Source organism: Metabacillus herbersteinensis, assembly GCF_042433335.1.
Classification (GTDB): Bacteria; Bacillota; Bacilli; order Bacillales; family Bacillaceae; genus Metabacillus; species Metabacillus herbersteinensis.
The window spans coordinates 127,389-146,195 of sequence record NZ_JBHLVO010000005.1; the positions used below are offsets into that span (position 1 = coordinate 127,389).

Genomic DNA, 18,807 nt, shown 5'->3' on the forward strand with positions numbered 1-18,807 from the left:
TCAGCTATACTCACTATTGCGACTTGTAAACTTTATAGCTTATCTTAGGCATTAGAGGATGCAAAACCATTCAAATCCGCATAAAATGCATCGTAGTAAAATAAGAGTTGCTCTTTTCGCATAGGTAGAAAATTAGTCGTTTTCCCCGCTGAAGTAAAGTGTGCCCCCTCTTTACTTCAGTTTTTTTTATCGTTTTTTCAATAAATTATGACAATCTTAAGTCAACTTTGGACAAGCTCTTAGAAGTGTATTATAATCTACCTTGGAATGAGGAGGAGTTAGAATGAATATAGCTCTTATGAAGATGTGGATTGCATTAGCATCAATGGGCTTTATGTTTATTGCCATTATTTTTATTTACTTAAGTCGATTTAAATTAAAGGGTTTCTTAAAAGTGATTTTTAGTGTTCTTGCCTATTTTTTTATGATTCTAGCGGGCATTATTATCCTTTTTGTTGTGTTTAGTGGCCCTGTCAGTGAATAAACTACTATTGCAGATTAAAGGAAGTTTTCAATTGTGAAAATAATTAAGCTTGTACCACTTATGTTATTCTGTATGATACTAACAGGCTGTTTATATCCAGATGAGCGTTTAGGGCAGAATGCAGTCCCCTACGATGATCAAATTGTATCTGTTCAAAATGCTGTAGAACAATTTCAGAAAGAAACAGGTGGGCTGTTACCTATTAAGACAAGAGACATGTCAACCTCACTTTATCAAAAATACCCAATTGATTTTAACAAATTAGCACCAAGGTTTATGGCTGAACCACCAGGTACTTCATATGAAAATGGTGGAATCTATCTCTATGTATTAGTGGATGTAGAAGAAAATCCCACTGTAAAACTCATTGACTTAAGAATTTCAGAAAAAATTAGAGACTTAAATATGCGCTTAAATGTGTATCGTCAATCAAATGGGTATCCACCATTTAAAGATGTATTAACAAATGAACTTTATACACTAGATTATAAAAAGCTTGGCTATAAAGAAGCGCCAAGTGTTGAAAGTCCATATTCAGGTGAGTATCTGCCATTTGTTATTGATAAAAATGGTGAGATTTATGTAGATTATCGAATAGATTTATACAAGGCCTTACAAACAAAGGAGCATTCCTTTAAAACTGGCGATGATATTCGAAATCTATTGATTGAAGATACATATTTTGTCCCTGCGTATTCTGTGCCATATACGATCGATGATAAAAATGAACCTGTATTTCTGAACGAACAATCTTGATTACTTTATATCTAAATCCAACTATTTTTTATATTTATGTCATGAACCCTTCTTTGGAGAATAAACTCTAAAAGAAGGGTTTTCTTTTTTCGCTAATAGAGACCTAAATAACAAAGAAATCAGCGATAATGGAAAAAATTTTATCACCCTAGTCATAAATAATTAGGACAACATCATAAACTTATAATGTCCTATTAAGAAGACGGATAAGATTTATCCCAATATTGTATGATCGGGAGGGGATCACTTGGAAAAAGTAGATATTTTCAAGGATATCGCTGAACGAACGGGTGGCGATATATACCTTGGTGTAGTTGGTGCAGTAAGAACAGGGAAATCTACCTTTATAAAGAAATTTATGGAGTTAGTCGTACTACCTAACATTGACAACGAATCAGACAAAGCTCGCGCCCAGGATGAGCTTCCGCAAAGTGCTGCTGGAAGAACAATCATGACGACTGAGCCGAAGTTTGTTCCGAATCAAGCGGTTTCTATTCACGTTGATGAGGGCCTTGAAGTTAATATTAGATTAGTAGACTGCGTAGGTTACACTGTTCCTGGTGCAAAAGGATATGAGGATGAAAATGGTCCTCGTATGATTAACACTCCTTGGTATGAAGAGCCAATACCGTTCCATGAAGCGGCAGAAATTGGTACACGCAAGGTTATTCAAGAACATTCAACAATCGGATGTGTGATTACAACAGATGGATCAATTGGTGAAATACCAAGAAGAGACTACGTAGAAGCAGAAGAAAGAGTCATCGAAGAATTAAAAGAAGTCGGCAAGCCTTTCATTATGATTATTAACACGGTTCAGCCTCATCACCCTGATACAGAAAAGCTTCGTCAACAGTTAAATAAGAAGTATGATATCCCCGTATTAGCAATGAGTGTTGAAAGTATGAGAGAGTCAGACGTTATGAATGTTCTAAGAGAATCCCTTTATGAATTCCCAGTTTTAGAAGTGAATGTAAACCTACCTAGCTGGGTAATGGTGCTTCGTGAAAACCACTGGCTACGTGAAAGCTATCAAGAGGCAGTAAAAGATACTGTGAAGGATATCAAGAGACTACGTGATGTTGATCGTGTAGTGGGTCAGTTTAGTGAATATGATTTCATTAATCGCGCTAGTCTGGCTGGAATTGAAATGGGGCAAGGAATCGCTGAGATTGATCTCTATGCACCAGATGATCTTTATGATCAAATTCTTAAAGAAGTCGTTGGTGTAGAAATTCGCGGAAAAGACCATTTACTACAACTGATGCAGGATTTTGCTTATGCGAAAGCAGAATATGATCAAGTAGCTGACGCACTAAAAATGGTGAAACAAACAGGATACGGCATTGCAGCACCGGCCCTTGCCGACATGAGTTTAGATGAACCAGAAATTATCCGACAAGGATCAAGATTTGGTGTTCGTCTAAAAGCAGTAGCACCATCTATTCATATGATTAAAGTAGATGTAGAATCAGAATTTGCTCCAATCATTGGAACTGAAAAGCAATCTGAAGAGTTAGTTCGATACTTAATGCAGGACTTTGAAGATAATCCCTTGTCCATTTGGAATTCCGATATTTTTGGTCGCAGCTTAAGCTCGATTGTTCGTGAAGGAATTCAAGCTAAGCTTTCACTAATGCCTGAAAATGCAAGATATAAACTTAAAGAAACCCTAGAAAGAATAATTAACGAAGGCTCTGGTGGCTTAATCGCGATCATCCTGTAGGACTAAGACCTCTTAAAAAGGGGTCTTTTTTTTCGTTTAGGAAATTCAAACTGTGGATAACATTTCTGCATCCAGCTCCAGCGCCTAGCCCCGACGCACAGGACGTGCTAGTGCAGTCATGGCGATTGACGTCGCGTTTTTGACTGCCTCGAGGTCATAAGTCAAGCCGTCCAGAAGGTTAAAGAACAACCTTCAGCCGGCTCGTCTTATGCTTGTCGCCGATAAGCGGGCGCCTTGCGCTTTTCTTAACATATAAGAAAGTATAAAATTTGATACTAAGTCTGCGTTTCTGAATCCAGCTCCAGCGCCTAGCCCCTCGAGGTCATAAGTCAATTCTAAATTGAAGCCAAAGAACGCCTTCTATTTAGAATCGCCTTTTGCTTGTCGGGGCTGACCAAGGCGCTTGCGCTTTTGTTCTTAAAAGGATGGTATGAAGAAAAGAACTGCCATGCTTAATAAAAGGTTGTCGGTTTATTTAGTTTGGTTAATAGGTTATATTGGAAAAATTATTCTTTACAGTGTTTTTCCTTTATATTAAAGTTATGAGGAAAGTAAACTTATTTTAAGATAACATCTCTAAAAAATGATTCACTTCCCTAATTTCAGGTACATACGTTCTTAAAAAGGTCGGAATCACTTGATATTATTGAGTTTATTACAATAATGTCACTTGATTACCTATACTAGTTATGTTAATCTACTAACAGTATTTCTTTTCTTTAGTTGGTCGATTATACCTAAAAAACCAATTTTCATGAGGAAAATCATTGAAAAGTGTAGAAATATCGTTTAAGATAATCGTGTTGATAGGTAGATCCATCATGTATAGAAATGATACAATCTGTGAAGAAATGAAATACGAAGTAAAGGTGATAGTTTCGTGAATTAAGGATATCTTCTTCTTCCCCTAGTGAACTATAACTATCATACTAAAAAAATGCTGATAAGCATCCCATTTTGGGAGGAGGTGAAAGGCATGAATAAAACAGAACTAATTAACGCAGTAGCAGAAGCAAGTGAATTATCAAAAAAAGACGCAACGAAAGCTGTTGATGCTGTTTTCGATACACTTTTAGATGCACTTAAAAACGGTGATAAAGTACAACTGATTGGTTTTGGTAACTTCGAAGTACGTGAGCGTGCGGCTCGTAAAGGTCGTAACCCACAAACTGGAGAAGAAATCGAAATCTCAGCTAGCAAAGTGCCTGCATTCAAACCAGGTAAAGCTCTTAAAGACGCTGTAGCAGGCAAATAATGTGCTTTTAATCGTGTATGAAAATCTGATTACATACACAACTATTTCTTCACAGATAGCCCCTTTTAAAGGGGCTTTTCATTTGACTACTAACTGAATCATTTCCTGAAGGCTGCAATGTTTCATTCCTCTATTCAATAACACCCTTTATTTTGCTTTTTTTCTGTGAAGTTATGCTAGAATCTGAATCAAATGAACGTTCAGATCAGGAGGACACGAAAATGGGTCAAGTGAACTTTAAGCAAATTGAAGAAGCGGTAAGACTTATACTTGAAGCGATTGGCGAAGATCCAAATCGTGAAGGGCTCTTAGATACTCCAAAGCGTGTTGCGAAAATGTATGGAGAAGTTTTCTCAGGTTTAAACGAAGATCCTAGTGAACATTTTAAAACCGTTTTTGGCGAAGATCATGAAGAGCTTGTACTTGTTAAAGATATCCCGTTTTATTCAATGTGTGAGCATCATTTAGTCCCGTTTTATGGAAAAGCACATGTAGCTTATATTCCTAAAGGTGGAAAAGTAACAGGTTTAAGTAAATTAGCTCGCGCAGTTGAAGCAGTTGCAAAAAGACCGCAGCTTCAAGAGAGAATTACTTCAACAATTGCCGACAGTGTAAATGAGTCATTAGATCCACACGGAGTAATGGTCGTTTTAGAGGCTGAACATATGTGTATGACCATGAGAGGTATAAAAAAGCCTGGCTCACAAACGGTCACATCTGCTGTTAGAGGTGTTTTCAGAAGTGACAAGGCCGCACGCTCGGAAGTTTTATCCCTGATAAAATAAGTTACTAACATTTTACTATTATGTATAAAGAGTAGGTGAATTCTATGAATCCAAAAAATGATTTTGTTGTTATTAAAGCAATTGAGGATGGTGTTAATGTAATCGGGCTAACGCGTGGCACGGATACCCGTTTTCATCATTCAGAAAAACTTGATAAAGGCGAAGTTATGATTGCTCAATTTACAGAACATACATCGGCTATTAAAATCCGTGGTAAAGCACTAATACAGTCAAGTTTTGGTGAGGTTGAAAGTGATTCTCGTAAGTAAGCAGGGACCCCTGCTTTTATTTGCGTTTTAAACCATTTTGCATGTATTAACGTATACATAATGATATGATATAATTGTATCTATCGTTTTTTTTTTTATTATTTATCATTTATCATTGCTAGCTTATCGAAAACACATATACATATAGAATATTGTGAAAATGGGGACAAGGGTGATACTTTTGCAGGACATCTATGTTAATTTAGCTAAACTGAGAACAGCATTAGAAAAGAAGCTTACACACCCTTTTTTGGCTAAGCATTTACCAGTGCCAAAAATCGATGAAGATAAGTTATTGCTCTTTTACGCAATTTTTGACGAAGTAAATCTTTCGAATGAAATGAAGGAGAATTACATATTGACGGCTATGCTTGTTCAAGTCGCCCTTGATACCCATGATGAGGTTACAACATCTGCACATCTTAATCAAGATCAATTTGTACAAAGACAGCTAACCGTTTTAGCAGGGGACTATTATAGTGGCCTTTATTATTCATTGTTATCAGAAATGAAAGACATTAAGATGGTTCGAACATTAGCTATGGCAATAAAAGAAATTAATGAACATAAAATTCGTTTGTATAATGATCCCGAATTTCACTCCAAAATATCCCTTGAAAGCATGCTAATTATAGAGACAGCTCTATTTCAGAAAGTCTCGGAGCACATGGAAGTAGATTCTTGGAGAAAGCTAGCTACTAAATTTCTATCGTTTAAACGTTTATCTAATGAAACGGTACGTGATGAAACTAATTTAGCTACTAAGTCTCATAAGGGTTCGATTGTTTTAGCAACTACCTATGTAAAGGACGTTGCAAACAAATACTTTGAAGAAACGGTCTCATTAATAGAAAACAGTTTTTTTAAATCTCCACCGATGAAAAACTTTTTACTAAAGAGGTTGCATTCCATCCGTTTTAACGAAAATATACAGTATAATAAAACAGTGGAAGAGGGTTTATAAAATGCAGCAATCCAAGGAAGAAAGAGTTCATGGAGTTTTTGAGAAGATTTCTAAAAACTATGACAAGATGAATTCAGTTATTAGCTTTCAAAGACATATTGCATGGCGTAAAGAAACAATGCGTCGGATGAATGTGCAACCTGGGCAAGCTGCTTTAGACGTATGTTGCGGAACAGCTGATTGGACGATAGCATTATCAGAAGCTGTTGGTTCTGGGGGCAAGGCAATCGGGCTAGACTTCAGCCAAAACATGTTATCGATTGGACAGGAAAAAGTTAAATCACTTGGCTTAGCTAATATTGAGCTTATTCATGGTAATGCAATGAAGCTTCCTTTTGAAGACAATTCATTTGATTTTGTTACAATTGGATTTGGATTAAGAAATGTGCCAGACTATATACAAGTCTTGAAGGAAATGAACAGAGTTGTTAAACCTGGAGGCAAAGTTGTTTGTCTTGAAACCTCTCAACCAACTCTACCTGTTTTTAAACAGTTTTATTTTATGTATTTTCGTTATGTTATGCCTGTTTTCGGGAAGGTTTTTGCGAAAAGTTATCAAGAATATTCATGGTTACAAGAGTCTGCACGAGACTTCCCGGGAATGAAACAGCTAGCTCAAATGTTTGAAGATGCCGGGTTTGTGAGTGTTGAGGTAAAGCCTTTTACTGGTGGAGTGGCGGCCATGCATTTAGGTGTTAAACCTGAAGGGAATTAACTTAGTTGATGGTGTCTCCCTTGCTGGTGTGTAACTTAAAACGAGGGAGCTTATGTACATAAATTCAAGGTCTTGGATCTTGTAAATTAAACGATAACATAAGTATTAAGGTGAATCGGATGAAATTTAAAACGTTGTATACTTTTTTAAAAAATGATCTTGACTTAATCGAACAAGAACTCGAAAAAACTGTGATGTCCGATTATTCCATGCTTAGTGATGCAGGACTTCATCTTCTCCAGGCGGGCGGAAAGCGTATTCGTCCTGTTTTTGTTTTGTTATCTGCAATGTTTGGAACCTATGATATTCAAAGGATTAAACATGTTGCTGTATCACTTGAAATGATTCATATGGCTTCTCTTGTGCACGATGATGTAATCGATGATGCTGACTTGCGAAGAGGGAAACCTACTATTAAAGCGAAATGGGACAACCGTATTGCAATGTATACAGGTGATTACTTACTCGCTTGTTCTTTAGAGGCAATGACAAAGATTGAGAATCCTTTGGCTCACAGGCTTCTATCGAAAACAATTGTGGATGTTTGTTTAGGAGAAATTGAACAAATTAAAGATAAATATCATGTTGATCAATCTTTACGAACCTATTTGAAAAGAATTAAACGTAAGACGGCTATATTGATTGCTGCCAGTTGTCAATTAGGAGCAATTGCAGCAGGTGCACCAGAACAAATTCATCGAAAGCTCTATTGGTATGGATATTTTGTTGGAATGTCTTTTCAAATCACAGACGACATTCTAGATTTTACAGCAACAGAAGAAGAGCTAGGTAAACCAGTAGGTAGTGATTTGCTACAAGGAAATATCACACTTCCTGTATTATTTGCACTAGAGGACCCTATGTTTAGAATTGAGTTGGAGAAAATTTCAAGTGATACAACCTTTGAAGAAATAAATCCTCTTATTGAGCGAATTCTTCAAAGTGATGTCATTGAAAAATCTATAAAAGTAAGTGATCAATATTTACAAAAAGCATTCAGCATTTTAGAAGAGTTGCCAAGTGGGCGATCAAGATCTACGTTGTACAGTGTGACGAAGTATATTGGTAAAAGAAAATTTTAGAAATAATAATGTTTTTCTCCATCCCAATGATTGCTAAAAAGTCAAAATAATGATAAGATTTCGATGGGAATGAAAACCCATACATAATTCAGTGGGGTGGAGAAATAATATGGAAAAAACGTTTTTAATGGTAAAGCCTGATGGAGTTCAACGTCAATTGATTGGGGAAATTGTTTCTAAATTCGAAAGTAAGGGCTTACAATTGGTTGGTTCAAAATTAATGTCAATTTCAACCGATCTTGCCAAGCAACATTACGGAGAACATAAAGAAAGACCTTTCTTCGGAGAATTAGTAGATTTCATCACATCAGGTCCAGTATTTGCAATGGTATGGCAAGGTGAAAATGTTATTGAAGTAACCCGCCAAATGATGGGTAAAACGAACCCTAAAGAAGCACTTCCAGGAACAATTCGTGGAGACTTTGGTGTAACTGTAGGAAAAAATATTATTCATGGTTCAGATTCACTTGAAAGCGCAGAAAGAGAGATCGGGCTGTTTTTCAAAGAGGAAGAACTAGTTACTTACGAGAAACTTATCAATAATTGGATTTACTAAAAAACTAGCCTAGTGCTAGTTTTTTTGCTTGTGGCAAAAAGTTGGGACTATAGGAGTTTAGTGGGGGTGCTTTTGCTTAGTTTTTCTGGAGTGGTTTTTTGTGTGTCAAGACCGTTGTGCTTTAGAATAGTTGAAAGCTTGTGATCTATTATTTTTTAGTTCAGTGTTCGATTTTGTTCATTCTGTCTAATTCAAAAAAAGCCAAAAAAGTCTTTTTTGGCTTTTTTGAATTAGACTACCTGTCAGCTATGATGAACAGGCGAGTGAAACGGTCGTTTTACTCGGAATGAGCAAAAATCATTTGGGTCTACATAAGAACTAGTTCTGAAAGTCAAGAGTGCTAATTCCGAGTGGTTTTGGACACTTTTTATTTTATAGTGTAGTTAAGAAAACATTTAAATACTTTTCCCAATCTATTTTATAAAAAGTTGAGCAATTCTAACTATTTTTGAGCTATACTAAATAATATTGTTGTTGGAATTGAATTGGGAGAGTTGAGTATGTTGGATGGGGATTATGAACTATTTATAAAGAAAATAAAGAAAAAAACAGGCATTGATTTGTCACAGTATAAGGAAGCCCAAATGAAAAGAAGGCTAACTTCTTTGTATGAGAAACGAGGCTTTGAGAACTTTCAAGAGTTCTTTCAAGGTTTAAACAATCAACCAGAATTGTTTTATGAGTTTTTAGATCGAATGACGATAAACGTTTCTGAATTTTATCGAAACGGGAAAAGGTGGAAAATACTAGAAGAGACTATTCTGCCCAAGTTGCTCGAGAAAAATAAACGCTTGAAAATATGGAGTGCTGCTTGTTCTACTGGTGAAGAACCCTATACATTAGCGATGATTTTGTCTAAATTTGCTCCACTTTCAACGTTTCAAATTCATGCAACGGACATAGACGATAATGTGATTGCTAGAGCTAAACTGGGGATGTATCCAGAGCGCTCTCTTCAAGAAGTACCCAAGGATATAAAGGAGAAGTATTTTACGAAAGAGGGTACATTCTATCATATTAGCCGTGATATTATAAAATCTGTTCAATTTAAAAAACACAATTTATTAGCCGAGCCATTTGAAACTAACTATGACTTAATTGTCTGTCGCAATGTGCTGATTTATTTTACAGAAGATGCAAAAGAAATACTCTATACCAAATTTAGTGATGCTCTAAGAAAAGAAGGCGTATTCTTTGTAGGAAGTACCGAACAAATTTTCAATGCCGTACGCTTTAATTTTTCTTCACTTGACACTTTTTTTATGAAAAGAAGTAAAGCTGCTACTCATTGTTATAATAGTGTGATATATTACATAAAAGCGTTAGTGCGTTGAAGGGGGAGAGTGGAATGAGGTATTTAACAGCAGGAGAGTCTCACGGTCCTCAATTAACTGCAATTATTGAGGGAGTTCCGTCTGGGTTACCGATTACAGCTGAAACGATCAATAACGATTTGGGCAGAAGACAAAAAGGCTATGGCCGTGGCAGAAGAATGCAAATAGAGAAAGATCAGGTTCAAATCCTCGGTGGTGTTAGACACGGGAAATCATTAGGGTCGCCAATCTCCCTTGTTGTTGAAAATAGAGATTGGAAGCACTGGACTAAAATAATGGGCGCAGAAGAAATCTCTCTTGAAGATGAGCAAGAGGTTAAACGACAAATTTCAAGACCTAGACCAGGGCACGCGGACTTAAATGGCGCAATTAAATACGGTCACCGCGACATGAGAAATGTGTTGGAGCGATCTTCTGCTAGGGAAACGACTGTTCGAGTTGCTGTAGGCGCTGTTGCGAAGAGTTTACTCTCTGAGTTAGGTATTAAGGTAGTTGGGCACGTTATTGAAATTGGTGGGATACGTTCAGAGAATACGAACTACAACGACATTGATCATTTACTACAAGTTTCTGAGGCATCACCGGTGCGTTGTTTTGACAAATGTGTAGAAATGAAAATGATCGAAGCAATTGATTCAGCAAAGGAAAACGGTGATTCAATCGGAGGAATTGTTGAAGTTGTTGTTGAGGGTATGCCAGCAGGTGTTGGTAGTTATGTTCATTATGATCGCAAGCTAGATAGCAAAATAGCTGCTGCGATTGTTAGCATTAATGCTTTTAAGGGTGTAGAGTTTGGAATTGGCTTTGAAGCCGGTCGCAAGCTTGGAAGTGAAGTGCATGATGAAATTCTTTGGTCTAAAGAGCAAGGTTATACAAGAAAAACGAATCGACTAGGTGGGTTTGAAGGTGGTATGACGACTGGTATGCCACTGATCATTCGAGGAGTAATGAAGCCGATCCCTACCTTATATAAACCACTTCAAAGTGTTGATATTGAAACAAAGGAACCATTTTCTGCAAGTATTGAACGCTCTGATAGCTGCGCTGTTCCTGCTGCAAGTATTGTTGCAGAAAGTGTGGTAGCTTGGGAAATAGCTAACGCACTTGTTGAGCAGTTTGGTGTAGATAGAATGGACTTAATTAAAGAAAATGTAGAAAAAATGAGAGCTTACACGAGGGAGTTTTAATGGAGCAAGTGTTTATTAAAACAAGCACTGATCCATACACAGTTTTTGTTGGGAAGAATAATTTACACCAATTACAGGTATTACTCAAAGAAATATCACCTTCAAATGTATTGGTTATTACAGATACAAATGTTAATGAACTTTATGGAGATTCGCTTGTGAATTTGCTTGGTGAGAGCTTTGTTACTCATAAATATGTAATACAAAGCGGTGAGGCTGCCAAGTCATTTGAAACGTTTTATGAAGTTCAAACCTTTGCACTCGGGCATCAATTAGATCGTAAATCTGTAATTGTAGCCTTTGGTGGTGGGGTTGTAGGTGATTTAGCCGGCTTTGTTGCTGCAACCTATATGAGAGGGATCGACTATATCCAGGTTCCAACGACTTTGTTAGCACATGACAGTGCAGTCGGAGGGAAGGTTGCAATTAACCATCCTGAAGGAAAGAATATGATTGGAGCCTTTTTTCAACCAAAAGGGGTTGTCTACGATATAAGTCTGTTATCTACTCTTCCTGCGAATGAGTTACGATCCGGTTTTGCTGAAGTGGTTAAGCATGCACTTATTAAAGACGAAGAATTTTTGCACATTTTAATAAATGAAATTCAAGCACTCGAGAACCTAAATGAAGATCAGCTACAACTTATGGTTCTTAAAGGGATAAGAATTAAAGCCGACGTGGTATCGACGGATGAAAAAGAACTTGGAATTCGCGCTATTTTAAATTTTGGACACACATTGGGTCATGCAATTGAAGCAGAGTCTGGGTACGGAAAGCTCTCACATGGAGACAGTGTTGCGATAGGTATGCTTTTTGCTACGTGGCTAAGTCAAAAACATCTGAAGGCTAATGTCCCTTACGAAGTTCTTCAGCAATGGTTTTCAAAATTAGGCTTTCCAACAGACATTCCACCTACACTTTCCACAGATGCTCTTGTGAAAAGAATGCAAAAAGACAAAAAATCTCATGCTAATCAAATCCAGATGATTCTCTTAAAAAACATTGCGAATACTACCTCGGAAGTTTTTACAAAGGAACAAATGTATTCACTTATCGAAAAATGGAGAGGGGGGCCTGCAAAATGATTCGTGGTATTAGAGGAGCTACGACAGTTCATGAGGACGATGGAGCACCCATTCTCCAAGAAACAGAAAAACTTTTGCGTGAAATGATCACAAAAAATCAGGTGAACGCTGAAGCTGTCACGTCAATTCTTATTTCTGTTACACAGGATATTAAGAGCGAGTTCCCTGCAAAAGCCTTACGTAAGATTGATGGATGGAATTATGTACCTATTATGTGTATGCAAGAAATCCCGGTACCAGATAGCTTAGAAAAGTGCATTCGTGTATTAATGACTGTTAATACTGAAAGAGAACAAAAAGAGATTCATCATGTTTATTTAGAAAACGCGGTTCAGCTCCGTCCAGATTTATCTATCAACCAGAAGTGAAAATTGGGTCAAGATGTTCCTTGACAAGAAAAGCCAATCTATATTACGATTGTAGACAAGAATTTAGTTAGAATTAAAGTTAGAGTTTAGTTGAGTCTAGGGTAGCTGAGAATGAGTGAGTTTAGCTGAGGTGTTATATTACTTACGGCATAAGTCTACCCAAAAACGTTATTTCGTTTTTGGGTTTTATTTTTTTAATCCGATTTACCTAAAGTTAGTCTTATTTAGGTGTATGTTCTTAGGATTAGATAGATAAATAAAGAGTTTTATGCTGAAATTCTTCTTGTTTTAACCTCCTAAATGCTCGTTCTCCAATTCAATTGGAGGAGTGAGTTAATGAACATTTCATCGTTTGCCTCGTTTGCTGAAGACAGCAAGCATTATCAAACCATCCCGATTATAAAAAAATACTTTGTTGATACCTTTACACCGATTGAGCTTTTTCAGCTTTTTAAAGAAGAAGCAGTTTATCTACTTGAAAGCAAGGACGAGGAGTCGAATTGGTCTCGATATTCCTTTATCGGTCTTAACCCCTTTTTATTTATTGAAGAAAAAAATGGCGAGTACTTAATTTTAAATGAACAGAGACAGGTAATTGCTAAGTCTACTTCTTTAACTGGAATTTTCGGAAAAATGCAAACTTATTTATCAATTAAACTACCTGATTTGCAAATTCCTTTCGTTGGCGGTGCTGTTGGATTTATCGGGTATGATACTGTTTCAATTTTAGAAAAGGTCGAGAAACATCCAAATACTGATTTAGGTCAGCAAAACTGCTTGTTTTTTGTTTGTGAAACGGTTATTGCTTTTGACCACGAAGATAAACAGCTCTATTTTATTCATTATGAACGAGTTAAAGAAAACGAACATGAATCAAACCTCAAAGCCATTTATCATTATGCAGAAGCAAAGCTAAATAAATATTATACGATGTTAAATCAAAAGGAACAGACTGATTCTTTGTTGCTTCCGATTGTCGGCGTTCATGAAGTTAATTATGAAGCGATTCAATCAAACTACCAAAAAGATAAATTTCTAGAGGATGTTGAAAAGGTTAAAGAGTACATTCGATCGGGTGATGTTTTTCAAACAGTTCTCTCACAACGATTCGAAATCCCAATTACGTCTGATGGTTTTTCATTGTATCGGATCTTAAGAATTGTTAATCCATCACCTTATATGTTCTACATTCGATATCATGAAACAGAACTAGTCGGAAGCTCGCCTGAACGGTTAATTCATATACAAGATAAGTCGCTCGAAATTCACCCAATTGCAGGGACAAGAAGACGTGGTCGATCAGAAGAAGAAGATGAGGCACTCGCTGCCGAGTTACTAAATGATGAAAAAGAGAAAGCCGAACATTATATGCTCGTTGATTTAGCTAGAAATGACTTAGGAAGAGTAGCTGAATATGGCACAGTCAAAACTCCGGTGTTAATGGAACTTGGTAAGTTTTCACATGTGATGCACCTAATTTCAAAGGTAACTGCCAGGTTACAAGAAACGATCCATCCAATAGATGCTCTACTCGCTTCATTTCCAGCTGGGACGGTATCAGGTGCACCAAAAATTCGAGCCATGCAAATTATTAACGAGTTAGAACCGACAGCACGCGGGTGTTATGCAGGCTGTGTAGCGTACGTTGGCTTTGATGGAAATGTCGATTCGTGCATTACAATTCGAACGATCACCGTAAAAAATAATGTAGCCTATGTGCAGGCTGGTGCGGGAATAGTTGCTGACTCTGTCCCAGAGCTTGAGTGGAAGGAAACCTGCAATAAAGCAAGTGCTCTATTAAAATCCATTCAGATAGCTGAAGAGATTTTTGGGAAGGAGGGGACAAATCATGAAAGAACTGCTAGCAAAATGCATTGAAGGAGAAACATTATCTGAATCACAAGCAGAATATGTAATGAATCAAATTATGACCGGTCACTCGACACCTAGCCAAATTGCCAGTCTAGTATCCATCCTGCGCTTAAGAGGTGAAACGGTTGAGGAGTTAGTCGGTTTTGCTAAATCTATGAAGTCTCACATGACATCGATTGACTATGATCATGAGGTTGTTGATACATGTGGAACAGGTGGAGATGCAGCTTCTACATTTAATATATCAACTGCTGCTGCCATAGTTGTTTCATCACTTGGAGTGAAGGTGGCGAAGCATGGTAATCGTGCAATTTCATCAAAAAGTGGAAGTGCAGATGTTCTCGAAAAGCTTGGAATCTCAATTCAAACCACAAGAGAAGACGCTAAAAACAGCTTAACAAATTATCATATGAGTTTTTTGTTTGCACCACTGTTTCATTCTTCTATGAAGCATGCTGTTACACCTAGAAAGGAAATTGGATTTCGCACCGTTTTTAATTTACTAGGTCCCTTATCCAATCCAGCGAATGCGAAGCGACAGGTGATCGGTGTTTTTTCAACGGTTTACGCCGAAAAAATGGCATATGCTTTAGCGCAGTTAGGATCTAAACACGTGATGCTCGTGACTGGAAGAGATGGATTGGATGAATTATCGATAACGGGTGAGACAGATGTTGTCGAGTTGAAAGATGGCAATCTAAAAAAATACGTGGTACGTCCTGAAGATATTGGATTAGAAACAGGGAATTTAGCCGATATCCAAGTAGCAAATGCTACAGAAAGTGCAGACCTAATAAAAGCAATATTTATGAACAAAGCACCACAAAGTGCAAAAGATATTGTGGCTATAAATGCAGGTGCAGCCCTTTATGTGGCAGGACATGCAGAATCATTAAAAGATGGCACACTGCTAGCATTAAAAGCGATTGAAAACGGCACAGTCTATCAGCAATTAATGAATCTAAAAGAATTAAGGGAGGAGAACTATGCTTAAGCGAATTCTGGAAACAAAAAGACAAGAGATACAAACAATGATTCTACCAGAGGACAAAGGATTAGAGCAACGGTCTTTTTACGAAGCTCTAAAGACGCCAAATCGTTCCCTTGGATTAATTGCTGAAGTAAAAAAGGCCTCCCCTTCGAAAGGTGTAATAAAGGAGAATTTCAATCCTAAAAACATTTCAATTGCATACGAAAAGGGTTTAGCCGACTGTTTATCAGTATTAACAGATGAAACGTACTTTCAAGGAAAAAAGGAATACCTGACGTTGATAAAAGAAACGATCAATCTGCCAATTTTGAGAAAAGACTTTATTATCGATAGCATTCAAATTGAAGAATCAAAACGAATTGGTGCAGATGCGATTCTCCTAATTGCTGAAGCAATGGAACCGAGCTTGTTAAGAGAACTTTATGAGCATGCTACAGAACTAGGATTAGATGCTCTCGTGGAAGTACACAGTGTACCTATTTTAGAAAAGGTTTTAAGGGAGTTTACTCCTAAACTCCTAGGTGTGAATAATCGGAATTTGAGTACGTTTGAAACAAATATTCATCAGCTGAAAGATTTTAGGAAAATTGTACCTGAAAACACGTTACTCGTAAGTGAAAGTGGCATTTATACTGTAGAAGATTTACAGATTGTTAGAGAATATGGTGCGCATGCCATTTTAGTTGGTGAGTCTTTAATGAGAAAAGAAAATCAACAACTAGCGATTGAAGAGCTATTTGGGGAGAACATCCATGTCTAGTCCAGAACTGAAGTATTGTGGAATTCATTCTCTAAACGATTTAAAGCTAACGTCATCAGCAAATGCAACCTACCTTGGTTTTATTTTTGCTCCTAGTAGAAGAAAAGTTGATCCATCCGAGGTTAGCAGTTGGTTAAAGGATGTAGCAGATCACTCTAAAAAACTTGTTGGGGTTTTTGTAAATCCTTCGATAAGCGAGAATGAAGAAGTGTTGGGAGCTCTCAAACTAGATGTCATTCAATTACACGGAGAAGAGACGGTTGAAGAGATCAAGTCAGTTCGAGAACACTTTCACATTCCGATCTGGAAGGCGTTGCATCACACCCCTAAAACAACTTTGCTAATGGAAAAATTTCATAATGTTGTAGATGGCTTTGTGATTGATTCACGAGTTGGAGGGCAAAGAGGCGGGACCGGTGTGACGTTTGATTGGAGTCACATACCTGTTTATTTAAAATTGGCGAAGAAATATCAGAAGAAATGCTTCATAGCCGGAGGGATTACCCCTGAAAATGTTCAACACCTATTAAGCTATGAAGTAACGGGGATTGACCTATCGAGTGGAATAGAAGAAAAAAATAGCAAAAGCTTACCCAAAATTCAACAATTAGAGGAAAGGTTGATGAATCATGTACACATATCCAGATGAAAACGGACGCTTTGGCGATTTTGGAGGAAAATTTGTTCCAGAAACACTCATGCAACCGTTAGCTGAGATTGAAGAAGCATTTAAGAGTGCTAAGCAGGATCGTTCTTTTATTGAAGAATACGAGTTTTTATTAAAAGAGTTTTCTGGAAGACCGACAACCCTTACGTTTGCAGGAAACTTATCGAAAAAATTCGGTGCGAAAATCTATCTTAAGCGAGAAGATTTAAATCATACAGGAGCACATAAAATTAACAATGCAATTGGTCAAGCACTGCTTGCAAAAAGAATCGGAAAGTCCAAGATCATTGCAGAAACCGGAGCAGGTCAGCATGGCGTTGCAGCTGCGACGGTAGCAGCGAAGTTTGGTTTGGAATGTAAAGTTTTTATGGGTGAAGAAGACGTAGAAAGACAGCAACTAAACGTGTTTAGAATGCAGCTTCTTGGAGCAGAAGTGATTCCAGTCTCAAGTGGTAATAAAACGTTAAAAGATGCGACAAATGAAGCAATTCGTTATTGGGTCCAACATTGTGAAGACCATTTTTACATGATTGGATCGGTCGTAGGTCCACATCCGTATCCATATATAGTCAGAGAGTTTCAAAGAATGATTGGTGACGAGGCAAAAAAGCAGTTCCAAGAAAGGGAGCAAAGCTTACCTGATAAGATAATTGCATGTGTAGGTGGCGGAAGCAATGCCATTGGAATGTTTTCTGCTTTTATTGATGAAGATGTGCAATTAATTGGCGTGGAAGCAGCTGGAATGGGTGTTGAAACAAACCTTCATGCAGCGACAATTACAAAAGGAAGAAAAGGAGTTATACATGGCTCGTTAACCTATCTATTGCAAGATGAGTTCGGACAAATCACAGAGCCATATTCCATCTCAGCGGGTCTTGATTACCCAGGTGTAGGCCCAGAGCATGCGCATTTAGCGGATAGTGGACGCGTTAAGTATGAAAGTGTTACAGATCAAGAAGCACTAGAGGCATTAGAATTGCTTGCCAAAGAGGAAGGGATATTAGCAGCAATTGAGTCAGCACATGCACTAGCCAGTACATTTAAGCATGCACAACAGATGAATGAAAATGAAAGCATTCTTGTTTGTTTGTCAGGTAGAGGAGATAAAGATGTTCATACGTTAATGAGCCATTATGCAGGAGGTGCAACGAATGAAAACAAATTACCAGAACTTATCAACAAATAAATTATTTGTACCTTTCATTACAGCGGGTGACCCACATCCTGATGTGACAATTGAATTAGCACTAGCACTCCAAGAAGCAGGAGCTACGGCAATTGAATTAGGAATTCCGTACTCAGATCCATTGGCGGATGGGCCTGTCATTCAAGAAGCGTCAAAGCGAGCTCTGCAAAATGGCATGAACATTATCAAGGCAATGGAGCTTGTGCCGTTCATGAGGCAAAAAGGATTAAAGATTCCAATTATTCTATTTACGTATTATAATCCTGTGTTACAATTAGGAGAAGATTCCTTTTTCGCTTTAGTGCGTAAAAATACAATCGATGGACTCCTTATTCCTGACTTGCCATTTGAAGAAAGTGAAGAAATTCGAAAAAAATGTAAGGAGAATGGAGTTACTTATATTTCACTAGTAGCACCAACTTCATCAAAAAGAATCCAAAGAATTGCAGAACAAGCAGAAGGTTTTATTTATTGTGTTTCTTCCCTCGGTGTCACAGGTGTGAGAAAACAATTTGACAAATCCATTGTTTCGTTTATTAATGAAGTGAATACATACAGCAACGTCCCAGTTGTTGTTGGATTTGGAATATCATCAAGAGAACAAGTTGAAGAAATGACAAACATTTGTGACGGCGTCGTCGTTGGCAGTGCCCTTATTAGAGAAATTGAACGATTGCAGAAACCTTTGCTTGAAGAAAGTACCCGTGAGGACGCACTTCGAGAATTTAAGGAATATGCAACTTCATTATTTTCCTACACATAATT

At 37.4% G+C, this 18,807-nt stretch carries 20 protein-coding genes; all 20 read left to right on the plus strand.

Translation table 11 applies throughout. The features are described 5' to 3' along the window. Positions 1-283 precede the first annotated feature (283 nt). The 20 genes from ACFFIX_RS09020 (at position 284) to trpA (ending at position 18,805) form a co-directional block, all read left to right on the plus strand. Positions 284-484 (plus strand): DUF2768 domain-containing protein, encoded by a 201-nt coding sequence (locus ACFFIX_RS09020; protein WP_378932773.1) that lies wholly within the window; start codon positions 284-286, stop codon positions 482-484. A 39-nt stretch (positions 485-523) separates the two neighbouring features. Continuing rightward, positions 524-1,240: a YphF family lipoprotein gene (locus ACFFIX_RS09025; RefSeq protein WP_512700166.1), complete on the plus strand. Its 717-nt coding sequence runs from the start codon at positions 524-526 to the stop codon at positions 1,238-1,240. A gap of 247 nt (positions 1,241-1,487) precedes the next feature. Beyond that, on the plus strand, positions 1,488-2,966 hold the full coding sequence (gene spoIVA, locus ACFFIX_RS09030) for a stage IV sporulation protein A (protein ID WP_378932775.1): 1,479 nt from the start codon (positions 1,488-1,490) through the stop codon (positions 2,964-2,966). A gap of 976 nt (positions 2,967-3,942) precedes the next feature. After that, entirely contained in the window at positions 3,943-4,221 is a 279-nt protein-coding gene (gene hbs, locus ACFFIX_RS09035) for a non-specific DNA-binding protein Hbs (protein ID WP_378932779.1), read from the plus strand. Positions 4,222-4,442: 221 nt separating this feature from the next. After that, on the plus strand, positions 4,443-5,006 hold the full coding sequence (gene folE / locus ACFFIX_RS09040) for a GTP cyclohydrolase I FolE (RefSeq protein ID WP_378932782.1): 564 nt from the start codon (positions 4,443-4,445) through the stop codon (positions 5,004-5,006). A 44-nt stretch (positions 5,007-5,050) separates the two neighbouring features. Continuing rightward, positions 5,051-5,275: a trp RNA-binding attenuation protein MtrB gene (gene mtrB, locus ACFFIX_RS09045; RefSeq protein ID WP_378932785.1), complete on the plus strand. Its 225-nt coding sequence runs from the start codon at positions 5,051-5,053 to the stop codon at positions 5,273-5,275. A gap of 181 nt (positions 5,276-5,456) precedes the next feature. Further along, entirely contained in the window at positions 5,457-6,239 is a 783-nt protein-coding gene (locus ACFFIX_RS09050; RefSeq protein ID WP_378932788.1) for a heptaprenyl diphosphate synthase component 1, read from the plus strand. A 1-nt stretch (position 6,240) separates the two neighbouring features. Next, positions 6,241-6,954, plus strand: a complete 714-nt coding sequence (locus ACFFIX_RS09055; protein WP_378932791.1) for a demethylmenaquinone methyltransferase — start codon at positions 6,241-6,243, stop codon at positions 6,952-6,954. A 119-nt stretch (positions 6,955-7,073) separates the two neighbouring features. Continuing rightward, on the plus strand, positions 7,074-8,036 hold the full coding sequence (gene hepT / locus ACFFIX_RS09060; RefSeq protein WP_378932793.1) for a heptaprenyl diphosphate synthase component II: 963 nt from the start codon (positions 7,074-7,076) through the stop codon (positions 8,034-8,036). 109 nt (positions 8,037-8,145) lie between these two features. Further along, positions 8,146-8,592, plus strand: a complete 447-nt coding sequence (gene ndk / locus ACFFIX_RS09065; protein ID WP_378932796.1) for a nucleoside-diphosphate kinase — start codon at positions 8,146-8,148, stop codon at positions 8,590-8,592. A gap of 500 nt (positions 8,593-9,092) precedes the next feature. Beyond that, positions 9,093-9,926, plus strand: coding sequence for a CheR family methyltransferase (locus ACFFIX_RS09070; protein ID WP_378932799.1), 834 nt, complete (start codon positions 9,093-9,095; stop codon positions 9,924-9,926). Between the two features lie 14 nt (positions 9,927-9,940). Next, on the plus strand, positions 9,941-11,113 hold the full coding sequence (aroC, locus tag ACFFIX_RS09075; RefSeq protein WP_378932802.1) for a chorismate synthase: 1,173 nt from the start codon (positions 9,941-9,943) through the stop codon (positions 11,111-11,113). After that, positions 11,113-12,198, plus strand: coding sequence for a 3-dehydroquinate synthase (gene aroB / locus ACFFIX_RS09080; RefSeq protein WP_378932805.1), 1,086 nt, complete (start codon positions 11,113-11,115; stop codon positions 12,196-12,198). Before aroC ends, aroB begins: the two co-directional genes overlap by 1 nt. Beyond that, positions 12,195-12,566, plus strand: coding sequence for a chorismate mutase (aroH, locus tag ACFFIX_RS09085; protein WP_378932808.1), 372 nt, complete (start codon positions 12,195-12,197; stop codon positions 12,564-12,566). Before aroB ends, aroH begins: the two co-directional genes overlap by 4 nt. Positions 12,567-12,902: 336 nt before the next feature. Further along, positions 12,903-14,444 (plus strand): anthranilate synthase component I, encoded by a 1,542-nt coding sequence (gene trpE / locus ACFFIX_RS09090; protein WP_378932811.1) that lies wholly within the window; start codon positions 12,903-12,905, stop codon positions 14,442-14,444. Next, positions 14,413-15,432 carry an anthranilate phosphoribosyltransferase gene (gene trpD / locus ACFFIX_RS09095; RefSeq protein ID WP_378933089.1) on the plus strand — a complete coding sequence of 340 codons (1,020 nt, stop codon included), beginning with the start codon at positions 14,413-14,415 and terminating at the stop codon, positions 15,430-15,432. Before trpE ends, trpD begins: the two co-directional genes overlap by 32 nt. Then, a complete protein-coding gene (gene trpC, locus ACFFIX_RS09100; protein WP_378932814.1) occupies positions 15,425-16,189 on the plus strand; it encodes an indole-3-glycerol phosphate synthase TrpC in 765 nt (254 codons plus the stop codon). The genes trpD and trpC overlap by 8 nt, the downstream gene beginning before the upstream one ends. Beyond that, the gene (locus tag ACFFIX_RS09105) at positions 16,182-16,838 is read left to right on the plus strand and encodes a phosphoribosylanthranilate isomerase (protein ID WP_378932817.1); all 657 of its coding nucleotides are present in this window, start codon (positions 16,182-16,184) and stop codon (positions 16,836-16,838) included. Before trpC ends, ACFFIX_RS09105 begins: the two co-directional genes overlap by 8 nt. Further along, positions 16,819-18,042, plus strand: a complete 1,224-nt coding sequence (gene trpB, locus ACFFIX_RS09110) for a tryptophan synthase subunit beta (RefSeq protein WP_378932820.1) — start codon at positions 16,819-16,821, stop codon at positions 18,040-18,042. Before ACFFIX_RS09105 ends, trpB begins: the two co-directional genes overlap by 20 nt. Further along, positions 18,008-18,805: a tryptophan synthase subunit alpha gene (trpA, locus tag ACFFIX_RS09115; RefSeq protein WP_378932822.1), complete on the plus strand. Its 798-nt coding sequence runs from the start codon at positions 18,008-18,010 to the stop codon at positions 18,803-18,805. Before trpB ends, trpA begins: the two co-directional genes overlap by 35 nt. Positions 18,806-18,807 lie beyond the last annotated feature (2 nt).